Annotated in this window: 18 protein-coding genes; 14 read left to right on the forward strand and 4 right to left on the reverse strand. The window is 39.5% G+C overall.

The annotated features are described in order from the left end of the window. Positions 1–207 precede the first annotated feature (207 nt). On the forward strand, positions 208–1,488 hold the full coding sequence (locus tag ACQKNS_RS09070) for a M20 family metallopeptidase (protein WP_427642215.1): 1,281 nt from the start codon (positions 208–210) through the stop codon (positions 1,486–1,488). Between the two features lie 760 nt (positions 1,489–2,248). Continuing rightward, positions 2,249–3,094, forward strand: coding sequence for an aldo/keto reductase (locus ACQKNS_RS09075; RefSeq protein WP_427642216.1), 846 nt, complete (start codon positions 2,249–2,251; stop codon positions 3,092–3,094). Between the two features lie 53 nt (positions 3,095–3,147). Here ACQKNS_RS09075 and ACQKNS_RS09080 read toward each other — a convergent pair whose 3' ends face one another. After that, positions 3,148–3,528, reverse strand: a complete 381-nt coding sequence (locus ACQKNS_RS09080; RefSeq protein ID WP_427642217.1) for a winged helix-turn-helix transcriptional regulator — start codon at positions 3,526–3,528, stop codon at positions 3,148–3,150. Between the two features lie 108 nt (positions 3,529–3,636). Here ACQKNS_RS09080 and ACQKNS_RS09085 point away from each other — a divergent pair, with 108 nt between their 5' ends. The 6 genes from ACQKNS_RS09085 (at position 3,637) to ACQKNS_RS09110 (ending at position 10,422) form a co-directional block, all read left to right on the forward strand. Next, the gene (locus tag ACQKNS_RS09085; protein ID WP_427642218.1) at positions 3,637–4,821 is read left to right on the forward strand and encodes an MFS transporter; all 1,185 of its coding nucleotides are present in this window, start codon (positions 3,637–3,639) and stop codon (positions 4,819–4,821) included. Between the two features lie 42 nt (positions 4,822–4,863). After that, entirely contained in the window at positions 4,864–5,157 is a 294-nt protein-coding gene (locus tag ACQKNS_RS09090; protein WP_427642219.1) for a putative quinol monooxygenase, read from the forward strand. Positions 5,158–5,670: 513 nt separating this feature from the next. Then, positions 5,671–6,639 carry a hypothetical protein gene (locus ACQKNS_RS09095; protein WP_427642220.1) on the forward strand — a complete coding sequence of 323 codons (969 nt, stop codon included), beginning with the start codon at positions 5,671–5,673 and terminating at the stop codon, positions 6,637–6,639. A 353-nt stretch (positions 6,640–6,992) separates the two neighbouring features. After that, positions 6,993–8,630, forward strand: coding sequence for a spore germination protein (locus ACQKNS_RS09100; protein WP_427642221.1), 1,638 nt, complete (start codon positions 6,993–6,995; stop codon positions 8,628–8,630). Positions 8,631–9,009: 379 nt separating this feature from the next. Continuing rightward, a complete protein-coding gene (locus tag ACQKNS_RS09105) occupies positions 9,010–9,762 on the forward strand; it encodes a DUF4240 domain-containing protein (RefSeq protein WP_427642222.1) in 753 nt (250 codons plus the stop codon). Between the two features lie 165 nt (positions 9,763–9,927). Beyond that, a complete protein-coding gene (locus ACQKNS_RS09110) occupies positions 9,928–10,422 on the forward strand; it encodes a GNAT family N-acetyltransferase (RefSeq protein ID WP_427642224.1) in 495 nt (164 codons plus the stop codon). An 83-nt stretch (positions 10,423–10,505) separates the two neighbouring features. Here ACQKNS_RS09110 and nhaC read toward each other — a convergent pair whose 3' ends face one another. The 3 genes from nhaC to ACQKNS_RS09125 form a co-directional block, all read right to left on the reverse strand. Beyond that, positions 10,506–11,957 (reverse strand): Na+/H+ antiporter NhaC, encoded by a 1,452-nt coding sequence (gene nhaC, locus ACQKNS_RS09115; protein ID WP_427642225.1) that lies wholly within the window; start codon positions 11,955–11,957, stop codon positions 10,506–10,508. A 49-nt stretch (positions 11,958–12,006) separates the two neighbouring features. Next, complete coding sequence (locus tag ACQKNS_RS09120; protein WP_427642226.1) at positions 12,007–13,173, reverse strand: alanine dehydrogenase; 1,167 nt, start codon at positions 13,171–13,173, stop codon at positions 12,007–12,009. 234 nt (positions 13,174–13,407) lie between these two features. After that, entirely contained in the window at positions 13,408–14,817 is a 1,410-nt protein-coding gene (locus tag ACQKNS_RS09125; protein WP_427642227.1) for a sigma-54 interaction domain-containing protein, read from the reverse strand. A gap of 154 nt (positions 14,818–14,971) precedes the next feature. On the opposite strand from ACQKNS_RS09125, the gene ACQKNS_RS09130 reads away from it, so the two are divergent. From ACQKNS_RS09130 to ACQKNS_RS09155, 6 genes are all read left to right on the forward strand, one after another. Further along, complete coding sequence (locus tag ACQKNS_RS09130; protein WP_427642229.1) at positions 14,972–15,412, forward strand: GNAT family N-acetyltransferase; 441 nt, start codon at positions 14,972–14,974, stop codon at positions 15,410–15,412. 45 nt (positions 15,413–15,457) lie between these two features. After that, positions 15,458–15,988, forward strand: coding sequence for a PepSY domain-containing protein (locus ACQKNS_RS09135; protein WP_427642231.1), 531 nt, complete (start codon positions 15,458–15,460; stop codon positions 15,986–15,988). A 14-nt stretch (positions 15,989–16,002) separates the two neighbouring features. Then, positions 16,003–16,425, forward strand: a complete 423-nt coding sequence (fosM, locus tag ACQKNS_RS09140; RefSeq protein ID WP_427642232.1) for a FosM family fosfomycin resistance protein — start codon at positions 16,003–16,005, stop codon at positions 16,423–16,425. Between the two features lie 35 nt (positions 16,426–16,460). Next, positions 16,461–17,153 (forward strand): aspartate/glutamate racemase family protein, encoded by a 693-nt coding sequence (locus tag ACQKNS_RS09145; RefSeq protein ID WP_427642234.1) that lies wholly within the window; start codon positions 16,461–16,463, stop codon positions 17,151–17,153. Between the two features lie 232 nt (positions 17,154–17,385). Next, positions 17,386–18,255: a DUF6843 domain-containing protein gene (locus ACQKNS_RS09150; RefSeq protein WP_427642236.1), complete on the forward strand. Its 870-nt coding sequence runs from the start codon at positions 17,386–17,388 to the stop codon at positions 18,253–18,255. Between the two features lie 430 nt (positions 18,256–18,685). Beyond that, the gene (locus ACQKNS_RS09155; protein ID WP_034304517.1) at positions 18,686–18,889 is read left to right on the forward strand and encodes an alpha/beta-type small acid-soluble spore protein; all 204 of its coding nucleotides are present in this window, start codon (positions 18,686–18,688) and stop codon (positions 18,887–18,889) included. Positions 18,890–19,238 lie beyond the last annotated feature (349 nt).

The following is a 19,238-nucleotide window of genomic DNA, read 5'->3' on the forward strand; positions in this document are numbered from 1 at the left end:
GGTGCGTTAGCTGAAGATCAGAGCTGTCTTTAAGGCAGCTCTTTCTTTATGCATCTTTGGCTTATTAAGTTTACCTATAGCATTGAACGCGACTTTAACACGTATCAAATATTTCCCCACCTTTATCCCCAGAAATATGATCTAGAACAGCACATAGAATAGTATAGAAATAATGTGTAATGCCGGACATGGAGGGGATGTATTTATATGAGTACCAGATTTATCCGGCAGTTGATAAGGTCAAGGCAACAGGAATTAGTCGAACTTGCTGCTTCATTTATTCGAATTCCATCTGAAAATCCATCGCCCGAGTTTAAGAAGCGGTCAGCTGAAATGGGGCGCCATATTAGCCGATACCTAGCAGCAAAAGGGTTCTTGATTACCGAGCACCGCCGTAGCGAAAATGCGCTGGTTACCGTGGTCTGTGATGCTCCCTTAACAAGGGTACCTGGTCCACGGCTTCTATTTTGTGGACATACAGATGTCGTACCTGCAGGAGATCGTTCACATTGGACCTTCGATCCTTTCTCAGGAGAAGTCAGAGCGGGTATGCTTTTGGGGAGGGGAGCCTCCGATATGAAAGGAGGCTTGGCATCACTGGTTTTTGTGGCTGGACTACTTCAGGAGTTCGCCCCCACTCTTAATTTGAAAGGTAGCCTGGGAGTTATTGCCTCTCCGGATGAAGAGACTGGCGGCATGGAGGTGGCCTCGCTCCTGGAACAAGGATTGATTAAGGGTGATGCTTGCCTGATTGGTGAACCAACGGACCCCTACCATCCGAATGCAGGCGAAAAGGGCAAGGCATGGATGGAGGTGATCATACCAGGTAAGACAGATCATGGCAGCCTGCACCCGCTTTATGGAATCTCCGCCATACGAAGAGGGGCAGCCGCGGTCGAAGCACTAACGAAGCTATGGGAGCTTAAGGTAACTTCTCCGGCAGAGCCTTGTCAACTTTTGTACAATACTGAGTGGCTCCTATCTCAGTATCCAGGAAATCCCTTATTGTCACAGTTACTTTATCGACCCTCTTACAATCCAGGTGTAATCCAGGGCGGGACAAATGTGAACGTTGTCGCAGACAAGTGTATCATTAAAGTGGATACCAGGGTTCCATTCGGTATGAACTCCGAGTTTGTACTTGATGTCGCCAGGAATCTTGTTAGTGCTGCAGCGCCAGGTGCGGTTGTAGAGCCAATGGAACCATGCACTAACCCGAACTGGACCTTAGAGAATCGTCCAATTGTGAGGGCCACGGAACTGGGAATCCAGCGTGTCCTCGGAATGGAGGAACCCGTCTTCAGCGTACTTTTGCTTGGTTCAAGTGATGCCAGTCACTTCCGGCGCCATGGCATTGATACCGTCCTTTACGGTCCTGGGCTGGAATACACCATCCATGGGTACGATGAGCAGGTTTCAGTGGAGAACTTAATAGAATCTGCCGAGATATATGCTGAGACCGCAGTCAAGTATCTTCGGTCATTTTAAATCTATTTTCACTAAAATTTATGAAGAGTAACGTCAGGATTTTGACAATTTATAACGTTAAGATAGAATTCCTTGTATCAATAGGGTCTAGCTGTTGCAATGGAGGCAATATTACCTGAAACAAGGCTTACTAGTGTCTCGTATAACTTGTCTCAACACATGTATCGTTGCTGCACCAACGATATCCACTTCCTGGAACAGCTTAACGTTGTAAACCCGCATTTTCCTGGCGCTGCCCCATAGCCATAGGTGTGCAGCCAACATAGTGTAAAAACAGGTCACTTGATGGTTATAAATACCATAAGTGACCTGTTTACTTTTTTCCTATTCATATTCCTCCAAGGATTAAATGGGGTACCCTCGATATTCTCCAATCCTAGGCATTTTACTAGCTGAAGCCAGTTTGATAATTTGTAAAAAAGTTTGATTAAAATCACATTGCCAGTTTAGATAGATGGTTTTTTGATATTTATGTTAAAAAATTATAGAGATGATGAAAGCATGTACTTAAACGATCTGGGCAGTTTAGTTCAATAAGAAACTAGTTTGCCCACGTTTTCTTGGTTATATAATTAGGAAAATGGCTAATAAAAAGATGGTGATTGAAATTGAAATAGAGATTTAGTTGCCTCTAACCCTTGTCAACTCACAAAAGTTACCTTAACGTTTCTATGTAACAAAAATGTGCGTACTTCTTTTTACTCTATAGAGGCATCATAATAAAGGAGCAATAAGCAATCAAACAATTGGGGGATTCAACATGATTAATCATTTACAAGATACAATCACATTAAATAACGGCCTACAAATGCCAGGTATGGGTTTAGGTGTTTTTCAAGTAAAGAATGATGCTACTGCTGAGATGGTTAAAAACGCTATTGAGGTTGGGTATCGAAGCATCGATACTGCTGCTATTTACGGCAATGAAGCAGGAGTAGGAGAAGGTATTAAACAAGCGCTAGCCTCTAATAGCTTACGGCGTGAAGACCTGTTTATTACATCAAAAGTATGGAATGACGGATTAAGCTATGATGAAACCATTGCTGCATTTGAAGAGAGCCTGCAAAAACTAGGGTTAGATTATTTAGATCTTTATCTTATTCATTGGCCAGGTAAAGATAAATATGCTGAATCTTGGAAAGCGCTAGAAGACCTATATGATCAAGGAAAGATCAAAGCAATTGGTGTATGTAACTTTACTGTGTCACACATGCAAAATTTATTATCATTTGCCCGTATTAAACCTGTTGTGAATCAGGTGGAATTCCACCCACGCTTGCAACAAATTGAGCTTCGTTCATTCTGTGACAAGCATCAAATTCAACTTGAAGCATGGGCACCTTTAATGCAAGGTGGGCTTCTTGAAGATGAAACCATTTCTAAAATCGCAACAAAATATGGAAAATCAAACGCTCAAGTTATTTTGCGCTGGGATGTGCAAAACGGAATTATCACTATTCCAAAATCTGTGCGTAGAGAACGCATGATGCAAAACGCCGATATTTTCGACTTTAATCTAACAGACGAAGAAATGGCTATGATCAATGCGATGAATCTTGAACAACGTGTTGGACCAAATCCAGATGAATACGACTTTGCTCTATAAGCATTAAAAGGAAAAGAGACTGTCTTGTGTTTGACAGTCTCTTTCTCCTTTCATTACGATGTTTGCTGCATGGCTATTTCATCACGTTGTTTTAAAATTACATCCTCGCCTTTAACCTGTAATACTTCAACATGCTTTTCGCCCCAAGTGCAAAGCATGTTTAGAATAGGTTCCATTTCTTGTCCATATGGCGTTAAGGAATATTCAACTTTCGGCGGTACTTGATTGAAGACTTTTCGAAGGATTAATCCATCTTGCTCTAACTCTCTTAGTTGACTTGTGAGCATTTTTTGTGAAATTCCTGGAATCAATCGTCGAAACTCATTTGTTCGGATTTTACCATGGTGGTTTAAATGACAAAGAATGACTGGTTTCCATTTACCACCAATGACTTCAAGCGTAGCTTCAACACCAATATTATAAATTTTTTGCATAGTAACCCCCATAATATTCAAAAGTAACCAAAAGTACTCTACAGATCTTTTAGGTATGTATGAATATTACTACACATGATGAAAAAAATCAAAGGAGATATTAGCAGTATGTCACAATCAAAAAAGCCAAGTGCTAAATTAACTTTGCTAGCACTTGCAATCAGTGCATTTGGTATAGGGTCTACTGAATTTATCAGTGTCGGGCTTTTACCATTAATTACAGATGACTTTGGTATATCTTTAAGCACAGCAGGCTTAACCGTTTCTATATATGCACTCGGCGTCACTGTTGGGGCTCCATTATTAACAGCCTTAACATCTCGCCTTAGTCGGAAAACAGTTTTATTGCTTGTTATGACCATTTTTATAGTTGGGAACTTAACCGCAGCTATAGCACCTATTTTCTCTATCCTGTTAATAGGACGTATTATTTCAGCATTATCACATGGTGTGTTTATGTCCATCGCTTCTGTCATAGCGGCAGATGTAGTTGAACCAAATAAAAGAGCAAGTGCTATTGCCTTTATGTTTACAGGATTAACATTAGCTACTGTGACTGGTGTCCCACTTGGTACATTTATTGGACAAGTAACAGACTGGCGTATGTCGTTTATCTTTATCGTCATTATCGGGATTATCGGTTTAATTAGCAATGCTTTTTTAGTACCCAACCAATTATCGAAAGGTAATCCAATCTCTTTACGTGATATCGGTAAAGTATTAGGCAATATTCGAATGTTATTGATACTTTTCATTACAGCAATTGGATACGGAGGTGCCTTCGTTGTCTACACGTATGTTTCACCTATTTTGGAACAATATATGGGTTATTCGCCACATACGGTAGTCATTATATTAGTTGTTTATGGTATTTGCGTAGCTATTGGTAATACACTAGGTGGCCATTTCGCTAATCAAGATCCGCTTCGCTTAATCTTTATTATTTTTGTTGGTCTTGCATTAGCGTTACTTGGCATTGGCTACGCTCTTGAATCACCGATTATCGGATTAATTATGGTACTGATAATGGGTCTATTTATGTTCATGAATGTTCCAGGGTTGCAATTATATGCTGTACTGCTATCTGAAAAATATGTGCCATCAGCTATTACAATGGCCTCAGCAATGAATATTTCCGCTTTCAACATAGGAATATTTTTAGGATCATATATTGGAGGCTTTATTATTCGCCATCAATCGCTAGCGCATACACCTTTGTATGGATTCTTAATGGTTATGCTTGCAGCGATTGTTACACTATTATGGCTACTTTTCGATAAAAAGAAACAATAGTGAGTGTTCTGAACTACATTTTTGTAAAGGAGAGGGAGAATAATGAACGAAATTATAATCAATGCAGTTTTAAAAGCTAAATCGGGGAGAGGTGAACTGCTTAGAACTGAGTTATTAAATTTGGTTGAAGCATCTCGAGTCGAGGATGGCTGTATTCAATATACTCTTCATGAATCTGTTGAAAATAAAGATACTTTTGTTTTTTACGAAAGATGGAAAGATGAAAAGGCACTTGCTTTTCATATTAACACTGATCATTATAAATATTGTAGCCAACAAACAGAGCAGCTACTCGAAAAACGAGATGTTTATCGTTTACAAATAGTAAACCCTTAATCGCCAACACCTGTTGCACCGTTCATATTCTGAACGGTGCTTCTTTATAAAATCAAGATTTACTTTTTATTCGTAACAATGTGGTAGTTTTATACAATGTTCTTCTTCAGGTAACGGGTGCGTTAGCTGAAAATCGAAGCTGTCTATAAGGCAGCTTTTTCTTATGGCACTAACGGGGCAGGATAGTTCAAGAACACAAGAAGGTCGTCAATGAAGGCAATCTTCTGGTATCAATTTTTTAGAATATGGGATTCCTGATTGGAATATTATGTTAAAATTAAAGCGAACAGAGCAGTTTTTAGGGTATTGATGATGAGCATAATGGGGGAAATAGGGAAATGATTATCTTCATGAAAAGTCTATGATTCATTAAAACTAAAACAGTGTAAATTCTTAAGGGGTGTTTATTATAGTTATAAATAGAAATAAACATGAGAGTTTAATTGGAATCGCTCTGTTCATTGTAGAGATAGGGATTTACGAACTCACTGGTCTGGCGGCCGAGGTGACTTCATGACAGTAATGAAAAAGCAGCCAATTTCACATTTGATGAAAAAGCGTAGATTTTGGGGTTATGGTGCCGCTATAGCGGTAATGCCTTATCTGTTAATTAAAATCGCCTGGACATTCGGTCTTTTCATGCCGACCGAACAAATGGGTGACCCAAGTTGGCGCACTGCAAACGCAGTAACAATGGTTCTAGCTGCAGTTGGTATCCTGTTAGCATTGGCGTTTAGCATGAAATGGGGTGAGCGACTGCCCGCCTGGTTGGTTGCCTTGCCCGTCTGGGTAGGTACTGGTTTACTTATTCCTATGCTGTTGCTGGCACCTGTGCTTGGTCCTGCTGCTATGATACGCGATCAGCAGGCAGGGGCTGCCAACGTTTGGGTATATGAGCAGATTTTCGTAATGGTCTCACTGGTTGGAGCCGGCATCTGCTTACCTTTCGCCTTAGCTGGATACGCTAAAGCGCGTTGGCCAGAGGCATTTGCTGACCCAATAGACATTGAATCACTCCCGGGCAACAGCCGGAAACTGCAAATCAGCTTGGCTAGGCTTGTCGCGGCTGGCTGTATCCTGCTTGGATTTATTAAGCTATTCTGGGCGGTTGGTGGAACTATTGGCATCAACCCAGCTATGTTGGGTAACCGTGATTTATGGTGGCACCTATTGTCGTTGAGTACCGGTGTGTGGGCCTTCGCGGGGGCGTGGGGTTTGTTGGTACTGACCACCTGCCGCGGGTCGAAGAGGTTCCTCCCTCCTATGGCAGCAGCATGGATCTCGTCGGGAATGCTGTTCTCTTATAACCTCTTTAACCGCTTGTCCGCCACTCGCCCCGATGCACAACCTGCTCTAGAGTACCCGCTTGCATATGTACTAACCACCGAGTTGGGCAGCGTCTTGGGAGTGATGATGGGAATAATTATCTTGATGGTACTGCACGACCGCCGGAGAGCAATGCGCAGTTCTAGAAGGAATTAATGCCCTAATTTTAAATTATATTTATTAAAAGGAGAAAAATATAAAATTTATAGTTAAACCTTTTGAGAGTATCATTTATTAAGCATTTAATGCAGAAATGAAAGAAATCATGTCAAAGAAATAGTGAGTGTCTTTTTTTGTTTTATGATCAAATAGGGTTTACTCAATGGAGATTGTGAAGGTTTGTACTTAAACTAACGGGTGCATTACTTCAAAAAGGGAGGTTGCTGCGGCAACCTTTTTCTTATGGAACCATAATGAATACCTTAAAATTAGATTTAAATGATGTTATCCATAAAAACAATTTTTTGGGACAGAATATAAAGAAATAGAATTGAAAGAGGACCGGTGCCATGGTTTCTTTTTTTAAACAAAAAGGACAAATGAAGAAACGCAAGAAGCAAAAGGTAGACAAAAAAGGAAAAGATCAATCTAGAATGAAACCTCCCAAAAATATTGAGAGCTCCATAACAGCCAACCTGGATATCGTGAAGCAAAAAACAGGAAGCAGCCCGGATATCATTATAAGAACGCTGAAAACTAGTCAAAACCGTGAGATTAAGGTGACTATTTTGTATGTACAGGGCCTGATAGACAATATAAGTGTTACGGATTTTTTAATTGAATCCATCATGAAAAATCCTCATCTAAAAGAAAAGTTACTTCCTCATGAAGTGCTGGAAGTGATCTCTAAGGACGTGGTTTCACTCGGCGGTGTAGAAACTGTCACGGACTGGGAAAAATTATTTTTGTCATTACTATCAGGGGATAGCGTCATTTTTGTTGATGGCATAAACATAGCCCTTGTTGCCAGTACAAAAGGGGGGGATAGGCGTTCTGTTCAGGAACCAAGCACAAATTCGGTGGTCCGTGGATCAAGAGAAGGGTTCACTGAATCGAATGCAACAAACATAGCCCTGGTACGCCGCATCATTAAAAGTCCGGATTTATGGATAGAGTCGATGAAAATAGGTACTGTGACAAAGACGGATGTTTCTATTATGTATATAAACGGGATTGCAAAAAAAGGAATCGTCGAAGAGATTAAACAGCGCTTAAAAGGAATAAATATCGATAGTATTCTTGAATCGGGATATATTGAACAATTGATAGAAGATCAGGTTTTGACCCCATTCCCTACCCTCGATCATACAGAAAGACCTGATAAGGTCGCTGGCAATCTCCTTGAAGGAAGGGTAGCCATTTTTGTTAACGGAACGCCTTTTGTCTTGGTGGCGCCTGCGATATTTATTCAGTTCTTTCAATCTGTCGAGGACTACTATGCTCGCTTTGATATAGCCTCATCTATACGTATTTTACGTATTATTATTTTCTTTATTTCGCTAATTGCCCCGTCTGTTTATGTAGCAGCTACAACGTATCATCAAGAAATGATTCCTACAAAGCTGCTCGTCATTCTTGCAGCACAACGGGACTCCGTTCCTTTTCCGGCAGTTATCGAAGCACTCATCATGGAAATAACATTTGAACTCTTGCGAGAGGCAGGCCTAAGGATGCCCAAAGCCATTGGGGCGACTATGTCCATTGTTGGTGCTCTGGTGATTGGGCAGGCGGCAGTTCAGGCTGGAGTTGTTTCACCGGCAATGGTCATCATGGTATCGATCACGGCCATCGCAAGTTTTGCGACCCCTTCCTATACCATGGCAACTGCGGCTCGCTTGCTGCGGTTCGTATTTATCATTTGCGCAGGTGCAATGGGTTTTTACGGTATGAATTTAATCTTTTTTGTCGTCCTAGTCCATTTATGCAGCCTGCGTTCATTCGGAGTTCCTTATATGTCACCATTTGCTCCTCTTAAACCGGAAGGACTGGGCGATACATTCTTCAGGAGGCCATTGTGGGCGTTAAAAAAAAGACCCGTATTTTTAAGCTCCAATACTAATCTGAAAAGAGAAGGCGATAATCAAAGGCCGCTGCCTCCTACATCACGTGGAATGAAGACTTCTAACATGAAGAAGGGTGACGGCTGAACCGTTACATGCTTTTACTATACGGGTGCGTCACCTTAAAATCGGAGCTGTCTATAAGGCAGCTCTTTCTTTATGCGAATATCGGGGCAGGTTAGTTCAACAAGGATTTCAAAATGAATTGGTGAATTATACACATATGGATTACACATATCCAGTTTCTTATATACATTTGTAACGTCAAATAATTCAAAACTCTTTTGTAAATTAGGAGGAAGAGCAATTGGTGAATCAAAAAAGGATAAAAAAACAAAAAGTATCAGTTGGGGATGTATATGCGGTAAAACTCCCTGATGGGAGATATGGAGCATTAAGGATTGTTAACTGCGACCGAAACTCTTTTCTGCTTGCTACCACCCCATATATAGGGGAGACTATCCCAGTGGTTGAAAATAATGTTTTAAGTAAAACTCTTCTGCAAAACCGTTTTTATTTTGAAGACGCCCCTGCTATTTGTTGGTTCGATGGTAAAATTCCTGAAACTTTTATTTACATTGGGATCATTCAGGGGACTAAAAAAATGAAACAAAGTATTTATGGTGGTAACTGGGATGAAACAACAGGCATGGAGGCTTTTTATGAGTGGCGTTGGATCAATGACAGAGATAACTTTGAGAAAGAAATACTAGAGGGAGAGCGAAAGATTGAACAACTAATGGAAAAACCGCAAAAACCAAGAAAGATGATGACAGATGAAACCTTTTGGTACATAATTTCTCTTCTGGATTGGGAGTCAGTTAATGATGAGGATGAAGTCATAGAAGTGGCTGTTAGAGAGCTTGGGAAAATGGGAGTAAGGAATATTAAGCAATTTGAAGAAGCCATGTCCTACAAACTTTATTTATTGGACACAAAGGAACACGCAAACAACATAGGCGAATATTCATACAGCAAAAACAAGGATGATTACTTCTCACCTGATGTGTTTTTATACCTTCGATGTGAAGTGATTGCTAAAGGAGAAAGCTTTTTCAATGCGGTTCTGGAATACCCTGCACTTATGCCTAAGGAAAATACATTCGAACCATTGCTTTCCATTGCAACTGAATCATATGAAAGGCTTACAGGAAAAGAGTTTCAGTATATCACTGGATGTGATTATGAAACTTTCTCAAATGTTGTCGGTTGGAAATAACTTTGCAAACTTCCGCTAACAGGTGGGTTAGCTGAAGAGCGGAGCTGACTTTAAGGCAGCATTTTCTTTAATGCAGCTAACGGGCCAGGTAAGTATAGAAATAATAACGCGAAAATCACCTTAATGATAAAATTGGTTTAGTTGCATCATTAAAGGGGGAGAAGGATGGAAATTCGTTCAGTGAAAGGGTCCGATTATTATGCAATATCGCCACTGATCAATGAGTGGTGGGGCGGAAGGCAAATGTCTGATATGTTACCGAAGTTATTTTTTGATCATTTTACAAATACAAGTTTCATAGCCGAAAGGAAAGGGGAAATAGTCGGTTTCCTGATAGGGATTCTATCCCAATCTCAATCCGATGAGGCATATATTCACTTTGTTGGCGTTCATCCTGAATACAGAAAAAATGATATCGGAAGGCATTTATACCATCAGTTTTTTAATGCCGTTCATCAAAATGGACGCAAGATTGTCCGTTGTGTAACGTCTCCTGTCAACAAATCTTCAATTGCCTATCATCTCAAGATGGGATTTGAAATGGAAGCGGGAGATAGATTAATGGATGGTGTTTCAGTCCACTCTGACTATGACGGACTAAATCAAGATAGAGTTTTATTCGTGAAACAGTTATCAAATTACACTGAAACCTACTCTTAATGAAAGAAGGTCGGCCAGTATAAATTACTGGTCGACCTTTTTTCATGGAACATTATATAGCAGGATTGTCAGCTAAAGTGTCATTATTCATTGCTTATCTTTTTCTGCATGAACGTTTTTTCTTCCGGGTTTTCTTTATCCTCGTTCACGTTTCCTTTCTCTTTAAAGATGGCAAAGCCTGTCAGCGCGTAAATGATGGCAAGAATAGGTGTTAAGACGGCTTGATAAGCATAAGGGAAAAAATCCAAAGTCGAGACTCCCAGTACCCCTGATAAATAAATGGCCGTTAACGACCAAGGAACGAGATAGGAAAACATGGTTCCGCCATCTTCTAACGTTCTGGAAAGAACGGTTAGCGATACGTTATGTTTTTTATAGGCGGATTTAAACATTTGACCAGGCAATATAATGGACATATATTGGCTTGCTGTCAGCATATCTGTCACCAATCCTGAGAATAAGGTTGTTAAAACAAGACTTCGTGCACTTTTGATTGCATTCTTAATGCTGCCCAGGATGGCACTTACAATCCCTGTTCTTTGTAATATTTCTCCAAAGCCGAGAATTAAAATGGATAGGGTAACAGTCGGCATCATGCTTGCTATACCGCCTCTATTAAGTAGGTTGTCGACTTGTTCGACACCGGTTTGTATTTGGAATCCTTTAGATAGTGCAGTGAAAATGGTGTTTATATCATAATTGGTTTGAATGAAAGCAGCAGCAATCACCCCGCCTAATGCTGATAGTAACAAGGCAATTAATGGGGGAACTTTCTTGGCAGCCAATAAAATCGTTATGACCGGAACAAGCAGCAAGAAGGGGCTGATCACAAAGTGTTCAGACAACGTATCTGTAATTGCATCTATTTTGGTCACATCCAACGAATTATGGGAAAACCTCATTCCTTGAATTCCATACAAAATGGTACTGATGACTAGTATGGGGAGAACGGAATAAAGCATGGACCGAATATGGCTCGTGAGTTCAACCCCCGTCACGGCCACTGCCAAGTTTGTAGTATCGGCAAATGGAGAGATCTTATTTCCGAATATGGCTCCCGATACAACCATGCCTGCCGTTAATGCCGGTGGTATTCCCATTCCATAGCCAATGCCCATAAATGCAACCCCAAGTGTTCCGGCTGATGCATAAGCGCTGCCGATAAAAAATGAGGTAACACATAATATCAGAAATCCTGATACTAAAAACACGGTGGGAGACAATAATTTTAGCCCATAAAAAATAATCGAGGGAACGATCCCTGAAACAATCCAAGAACCGATAACCATTCCTACACTCATTAAAATCAAAACGACCAGCAATGATTTCTTACAACCATCAACGAAATATTCTTGCAGGTCCTTGCCTTTAAACCCCTGTGTTAACAGAACGATGGAAATGGCGATCGTTGCGACAATGAATACGATATCAGTAGGCAGTTTCAAAATGCCGTTCCCGATTGATAAAACCGTTATCAATACAAGAATCGTCAGCAATGCCACCTTGAGTGAAACCTTTTTTTCAACTTCATTCATGGATTTTTCTCCCCCCTTAACATTTCTTTCTTCTTAAATGGTTGATAGGCTAACTCATTTTCATCGGTAATTTTGTTGTCGTAGCACGAGGTACAAAATCGAGATCATTGCGATCCGTCAAACACAGTGCCTCTTCCGGCAATGTGAATTCCCTGCCTTGAATGGCACATGTTTCTTCATGTGTAAGAATGCCTTTATATGCGGTTAAGCTTCTTCTTAAGAATCCATCTCTCCTGCACGCCTCGGCTACACCGTTGTTCGCGATGGACCGGATATGGGGCAGCACAGCTGCAGCATAGGCTTTTGAGGCAGTATGTGGTGCAGCTCCGGGTATATTATCGACTCCATAATGAACGACGCCGTCCAACACATAAGTAGGGTCTGCATGTGTTGTCGGTTTATAGGTTTCAATGGCCCCGTCTACATCCGCACTGATATCTACGATCACTGAACCTTCTTTCATGATCTTTAGCATATCTCTAGTAATTAAATGATCTTTTCTATGTTTTGGCCATTTTACACAATTGATGACTAAGTCTATATCTTGAAGGACTTTCCTGATGCTTTGTTGATTGGAGATCATTGTGGATACATTTTTAGGGAAAATTTCTTGGCAATGCCTTAATGCACCTATATTGATGTCCATCAGGGTAACGTCAGCACCTAATGCGGAAACAATTTCTGTGGCTGCCTTTCCGACGATTCCCGCACCAAGGACCAGGACATTCGCTCCCGGTGCGCCGCCGACTCCGCATATAAGCTGTCCGTTTCCTCCATTTATACTAAGTAAATGATAAGCTCCCATTAAAGCGCCTAATTTGCCTGCCACTTCACAATTCGGGGAACCGTATCTATGGGAATCCTCTGCCGTAAGGGCAATCACTTTTTTCTTCAATAATACGTCCACTTCTTCTCTGTTTGAAGCCGGATGGAGGCAGGCGAAGATCATTTGATGTTCCCTCAACAGCTCATATTCTTCCGGTGAAATTTCCTTTACTTTCACAATAAAGTCAGCTTCCTTATATATCTCGTCCATGGTCAGTCTGATTTGTGCGCCTGCTTCCACATACTCCTCATCAGTGAATCCAGCTTTCAAACCAGCTTCTGTCTCGATCAATACGCAATGCCCATCTCCGACTAACTCAGCAGTTTCTATTGGCGTAAATACAACGCGGTTTTCTCCAACCTTTATTTCCCTCGGCATCCCAATTTTCATACAATACCCCTTCTTCCTAGTTTTTTATAGAGAGGAAATGCTTTGTGTCACATCTGTAAACTAAGCAAGAAGTATGCCAAGAGATCTCATCATTTTCCGCTGTTTTTTGCAGGAAAATAAGAGTTTCGCATTATGATAATGTCGATTTCAGATAGTGAAAATACTTAAAATGTTAAAATTTAAGCAATGGATGTTATATTTTGGGCACTTTCACCAGCGTTTATTGGTCCATTGTTAGCTTTTGGGCACTATTTCGTATAATCTGATCTTATTTTGCAAAGTCTGCCTTGGTATTTCGAGTAATTTAGCTGCTTGCGATACGTTGTTTTTTGTTTGATGGATGGCTTTTTCGATCATGATCTTTTCTAATCTGGCAACAGCATCCTTTAATGGTTCAATCTGAAACTCTTCTTCACTATGTCTAATGAAATTTTTCACACGCTCTTCAATGTCTTTCATTTTAAGCGTATTTTCCCATTCATCTATTTGATTGATCGCAAATTCAACAATATGTTCCAATTCCCGTACATTCCCTGGCCAGATGTACCTCAGGAGAAAGTCATAGACTTCTTTGGATACGTTGGTAATATTTTTGTGCAGCAGCACATTATATTTAGAGATGAAAAAATCCAATAAAGGCTTAATATCACTTTTACGTTCACGTAATGGCGGAATATTGAGCGTCATTACACATAATCTGTAATATAAATCAAGCCGCATATCTTTATCCTTTACACAATCTTCAGGGCGTTTATTGGACGCCGTGATTATACGCACATCAACTTTTCTAATATTTCTATCTCCTAATCTTCGAATATATCCGTCCTGCAGTACTCTTAATAACTTGGACTGGAGATGAATGGGCATCGAGTTGATCTCATCCAGGAAAATGGTTCCTCCTTCCGCTATTTCAAATAAACCTGGATTATTTTCTGCTCCTGTAAAACTTCCCTTTATTGTACCGAACAGAATACTTTCAATTAAGGCTTCCGGAATGGCTGCACAGTTTTGCGCAATGAAAGGCTTTTCTGCACGATTGCTGGCATTATGCAGTGATTGGGCGAATAGTTCTTTTCCTGTTCCCGTCTCACCATATATAAAGACGGGTGAGCTTCCTTTAGCGATTTTTTCGGTTAAGCGCTTTAAATTCTTCATTTCCTCGTTATCAGTAATAATATCTTTCAGTGTATATTTGGCCCGTTCCGGCCGAATATTTTCCAGTAATCGTTTATCGCCTTTAAACAGTTCTGAATTGATCTCGATTACATTATTAGGAATGGAATCTTCTTTCCTTCTTTCTTTCGACAATTCAATTGCTCCGATAATTTTCCCATGGGCCCTGATTGGTAAGGAAATATTTGCGGTTTCAATTTTCCGTCCCATGAAATCAACAATTTCTTGCTTGCCTTTAAAAATGGGGCGACCTGTTTTCAGGGCATTTAATAACGTGCTCGATTTTTCATTCAACGTGGGAAAGACAGAAAATAAGCTTTCTCCTAATATTTCCTCCCGTTCGAGAGTTTCAGAGTGAAATCGCGGATTAAATTTGATCGTAAATAAGATTGTCCCTTTATTATCGATAATGGTAATGCCATCAATGTATTTCAATTGATTCAGAACCTCATAATTATCCAATCTGTTCATTGTTTTCCCCTCCATGATTTTTTAGTTGTCTGGTATTTTAGATGATTTCAGTTCTTCTTTTATGGTTCTATAGAAACAGGTTCGTTCACATAAGGTAAGATATAATTTGGATTAATATACAAAATTTTAATGAAATTAGAAAGGAAGCATGAATATGACAGAAATGCTGCCACTGACTTCGGAAAATCTGGAGCTATGTATCGAACTTTACATGAACGTGTTTAATCAGGAACCATGGAATGAAAGATGGACTTATGAAACGGCGAAAGAGAGACTTTCCGACTTATTGCATACGCCTAAATTTCTTGGCTTTTTATTTCAGGTTGATCACAATCCAGTTGGTTTTGTTGCCGGAAATAGTAAGGTGTCCTATCAAGGTTTAACTTATTATTTGGCAGAACTTTGTGTGAATAATGAATTGCAAGGTAAAGGGCACGGCTCAAAGATGCTTCAATCTTTAGAAGATGAACTGCAGAAAAGAGAGATTAATAGTCTATATTTATTAACAGCTAATGACGGTCATGCAGAAGCATTTTATCTGAAAAATGATTATGTTGTAAATGAAGATCGGGTGGTTATGAAGAAAAATTTATAATTGTATGAATTTTACCGTTTTGAAAAATAGTCAAGGGGTGTTGAAATGTCGAAATCTGTAAAGCTGTATCAATTAAGCCGAAAAATACATAAATGGACTGGATTGGTTTTATCTATTTTTTTTATGTTCATCGCAGTCACAGGACTCGTGCTTGTTTATATGTTACCACTCGGAGTGGCGGATGAGTTAAGGACGGGGAAAGAGGCGGGGCCAGATCAAGCGATACCTATGGGGAGGGTCGTATCCATTGCCACGTCTCAGGATCTTCCGGGTGCGGACTCGGTTGAAGATATATTCAGAATTGAATATAGACCAAGTGCAAATGTGTACCAGGTTCGTTTTAATAACGGCCAAGGTGTTCAAATAGATGTGAGTACGGGAAAAGTGTTATCCACAAATCCAGATTATTCGACGTTCCTCATTACGTTGCATGATGGAACCTTCTTTGGCGATTGGTATAGATACAGTATCCTCACAATGACCGGTTTATCCTTAATCCTGCTGTCATTTTCAGGGTATTACATGTTCGGATATCCTCTGTATAAGCGTCTAGTGGCTAAAAAAAAGCAATCTTAATATGAGGTGGTAGGGTGTCTATAAAAGGTTTGAATCACTTTTTATTTTCAGTTTCCAATTTAGAGAGATCCATCGAGTTTTATCAAAATGTTTTTGATGCAAAATTGTTAGTTAAGGGGAGAAACACTGCCTATTTTGATTTGAATGGAATGTGGCTTGCCCTGAATGCAGAAGAGGATATACCCCGTAATGAAATAAGCCAATCATACACACATATAGCATTTTCCATAGAAGAAGCTGACTTTATGAACATGTACGAGATGCTAAAGGAATTGAATGTAAGCATCCTGTCAGGACGCCCAAGGGATGAAAAAGATAAGAAGTCCATTTATTTCACGGATCCAGATGGTCATAAGTTCGAATTTCATACAGGTACTTTACAAGACAGAATAGATTACTACAAACAAGAAAAAACACATATGGAGTTTTTCGACTGATATGTAAGCTATTTTTAAATGAAAGGGGAAAGCCCATGAAAACTATTGGTCTTATTGGCGGAATGAGCTGGGAATCATCGCTGGAATATTATCGACTCATTAATGAAGAAGTAAAAGCCAAATTGGGAGGATTGCACTCAGCCAAGTGCATTTTATATAGTATAGATTTTGAAGAAATCGAACGTTATCAAGCTGAAGGAGATTGGGATAGTTCCGGTAAATTATTAGGGGAAGCAGCTCTGTCTTTGGAAAAGGCAGGTGCAGAAATGCTTCTGATCTGTACAAATACGATGCATAAAGTGCTCGGATATATTGAAGAAAAAGTCAGTTTACCGATTTTACATATTGCTGATTCAACCGCAAAACAAATTCAAAAGTCCAACATCAGCACGGTTGGTTTACTTGGCACTAAATATACGATGGAGCAAGACTTTTATAAAACACGAATCGAGTCCAATGGTATCAAGGTTTTGATACCAGATGACGAGGATAGGAAAGTGATCAATCAGGTAATTTATGAAGAATTATGTTTAGGGGATATCCAACAATCATCAAGAGATCATTACAAAAAGGTCATCAAGGGGTTAGTGGATGAAGGAGCGGAAGGAATAATATTAGGCTGCACCGAAATTGGATTACTGGTCAAACAAGAGGATTCAGAAGTGCCATTATTTGATACGGCCGAAATCCATGCCATTGAAGCTGTTAATATGGCATTGGAAAAATGAATGATTAGACACTGTGCTTCAATAAAAAGGGTTGCTTCGGCAGCCTTTCTTTTTGTGTGGTTAGAGGGGAAGATTAGTTCAGAGGGTATTTTTAACAGGCAACCAAATAAATGGAATTAGTGTTAAGGTTTCACTAAGAGGACTGGGGACTCTATAAAGGGAGATAAAGATGTAATGATTTTTAAGGCTCTATGTAAAAATGTAAAGATGATAAAACAAAAGGGGAATAGAAATGAAAGATATGCTTTCCACAAAGCTTAAATCAGTCTTGATTGTCAGCCTTATTCTCGGAGGGTTCTTTCTTTTGGTGGAACTTCGAACCGGTTCTCCAATCTATTTTATATTCGCGATGGTATATGCCTTCATAGGCAATGTTGTTTACGGGTTACCCATTTCCTTTCTTTCGGATTTTGTAACAATGAAGATCGAAAAGAATCGATTCATTTTCGCATCCTTGTTCTATCTGGTGTTCGGTTTTCTGCCTTCCATATTTTTAGGAGAACTCGGTATTTATGCGGTCATCTGTTCTTTGCTCTTCTTCCTATCAGAAGAATGGCAGAGAATGAGAAAACACAACAGGGGGATAAAGCCGGCGAACAAGGCAATAATTACGAACACGCTATCTACCGTTATCTTATTCTCTTTGGCTTTATATGGATCAATGACTGTCTCGGGGCCATTGTTTGAAAAGCATACAAATGAATTATATCTCATTCCAAAAGGGTATGAGGGTGAAGTTAGAGTGGTGTACAATATCAAGGATGCTCCAATACCTAAAAAAAGTGAAGACTTTGATATTTATCGAATTAATGAAAAAGGATACACACTCAGCCCGCTTCCTGAAAGAGAAGGGATTATCAATAATCAATATTTTTATATAGATAAAGAAGGAAATAAAGAAAGAATTGATGATTCTTGCATTAATCTTGGAGGTTCGGAAGGTGTACAAATAGATGACTACGAGTATACCAGCACCTATTTTACTGTAACAAATACACCTTGCAGTGAAACGTTTAGTGCAGATGGAGACCCTGATTTGCCCCGGGGAATCTCGTTAGAAGGGATTATTAAGGAAGAAGGATTGGATAAACATAAAAACTAAATGGAATTTTTTTCGGTATGAGTTGCTTCGGCAGCTCTTTTTCTTATGGAACTAACAGGGCAGTTTAGTTCCATAAGACGAACACGCTTTTTATGTCGCATAAGACAAAATCTGTCCAATAGAAGGAGAAAGCTTCTGACGGGATTCGTACCCGCACTCATTTCGTAAGATAGCTAGGGGTGAACACACATCTCTACAGATATTCACTGGCAGGATTCACACCTGCCTAGGCTTATTTTCTTTTTGGAGCTTCTGAAACCATGCAACCCGGTGGGTTCAATGTTTACGGCGCTCTTCACTTTTGATCTACAGGTGAGTTTTTTAATTTACTTTATCACTTCCTTAATTTACTTTAAATTCTATGTATATAACTCTTAACAATATCTAAACCTATGATTAGCAACACATTACATTAATAGGAGCTGACAACATGGCTAGAAATAACAACAGTAATCAATTAGTAGTTAATGGTGCAGAGCAAGCTCTAGAACAAATGAAATACGAAATAGCTAGTGAATTCGGTGTTACACTAGGCGCTGATACAACATCTCGGGCAAACGGATCTGTTGGTGGAGAAATTACAAAACGTTTAGTGCAAATGGCTGAACAACAATTAGGTGGAAGAACTCGTTAATCGAAATCATAAGTAATGTTAGGGATAGTAATTGGGCTATCCCTATTTATATTAAAAGGTTATCCGAGATTATAACTGCAACAATAAAATGAATTAGTATATAGTAAAAAAATAGATAAATTTTACCTAAATGGATATTTACGGTCTGATTAGAATGTGGATACGTTTTTATACATAGACTTACTTACTTTATTAGTCCGATGGTTTCAAATCAACTGTAAACATATAGAATGTTGGGATACTGTTCAATAAGAAGATATACATGAATTTTTTTTTAACTTTAACATCTAAGCATCGTGAGATTATGAGGAAAGATTTATTAGTTCTTTTCAAGTTAGCCAAAAGAAAA

This window comes from Peribacillus sp. NPDC094092 (assembly GCF_050279365.1).
GTDB lineage: Bacteria > Bacillota > Bacilli > Bacillales > DSM-1321 > Peribacillus.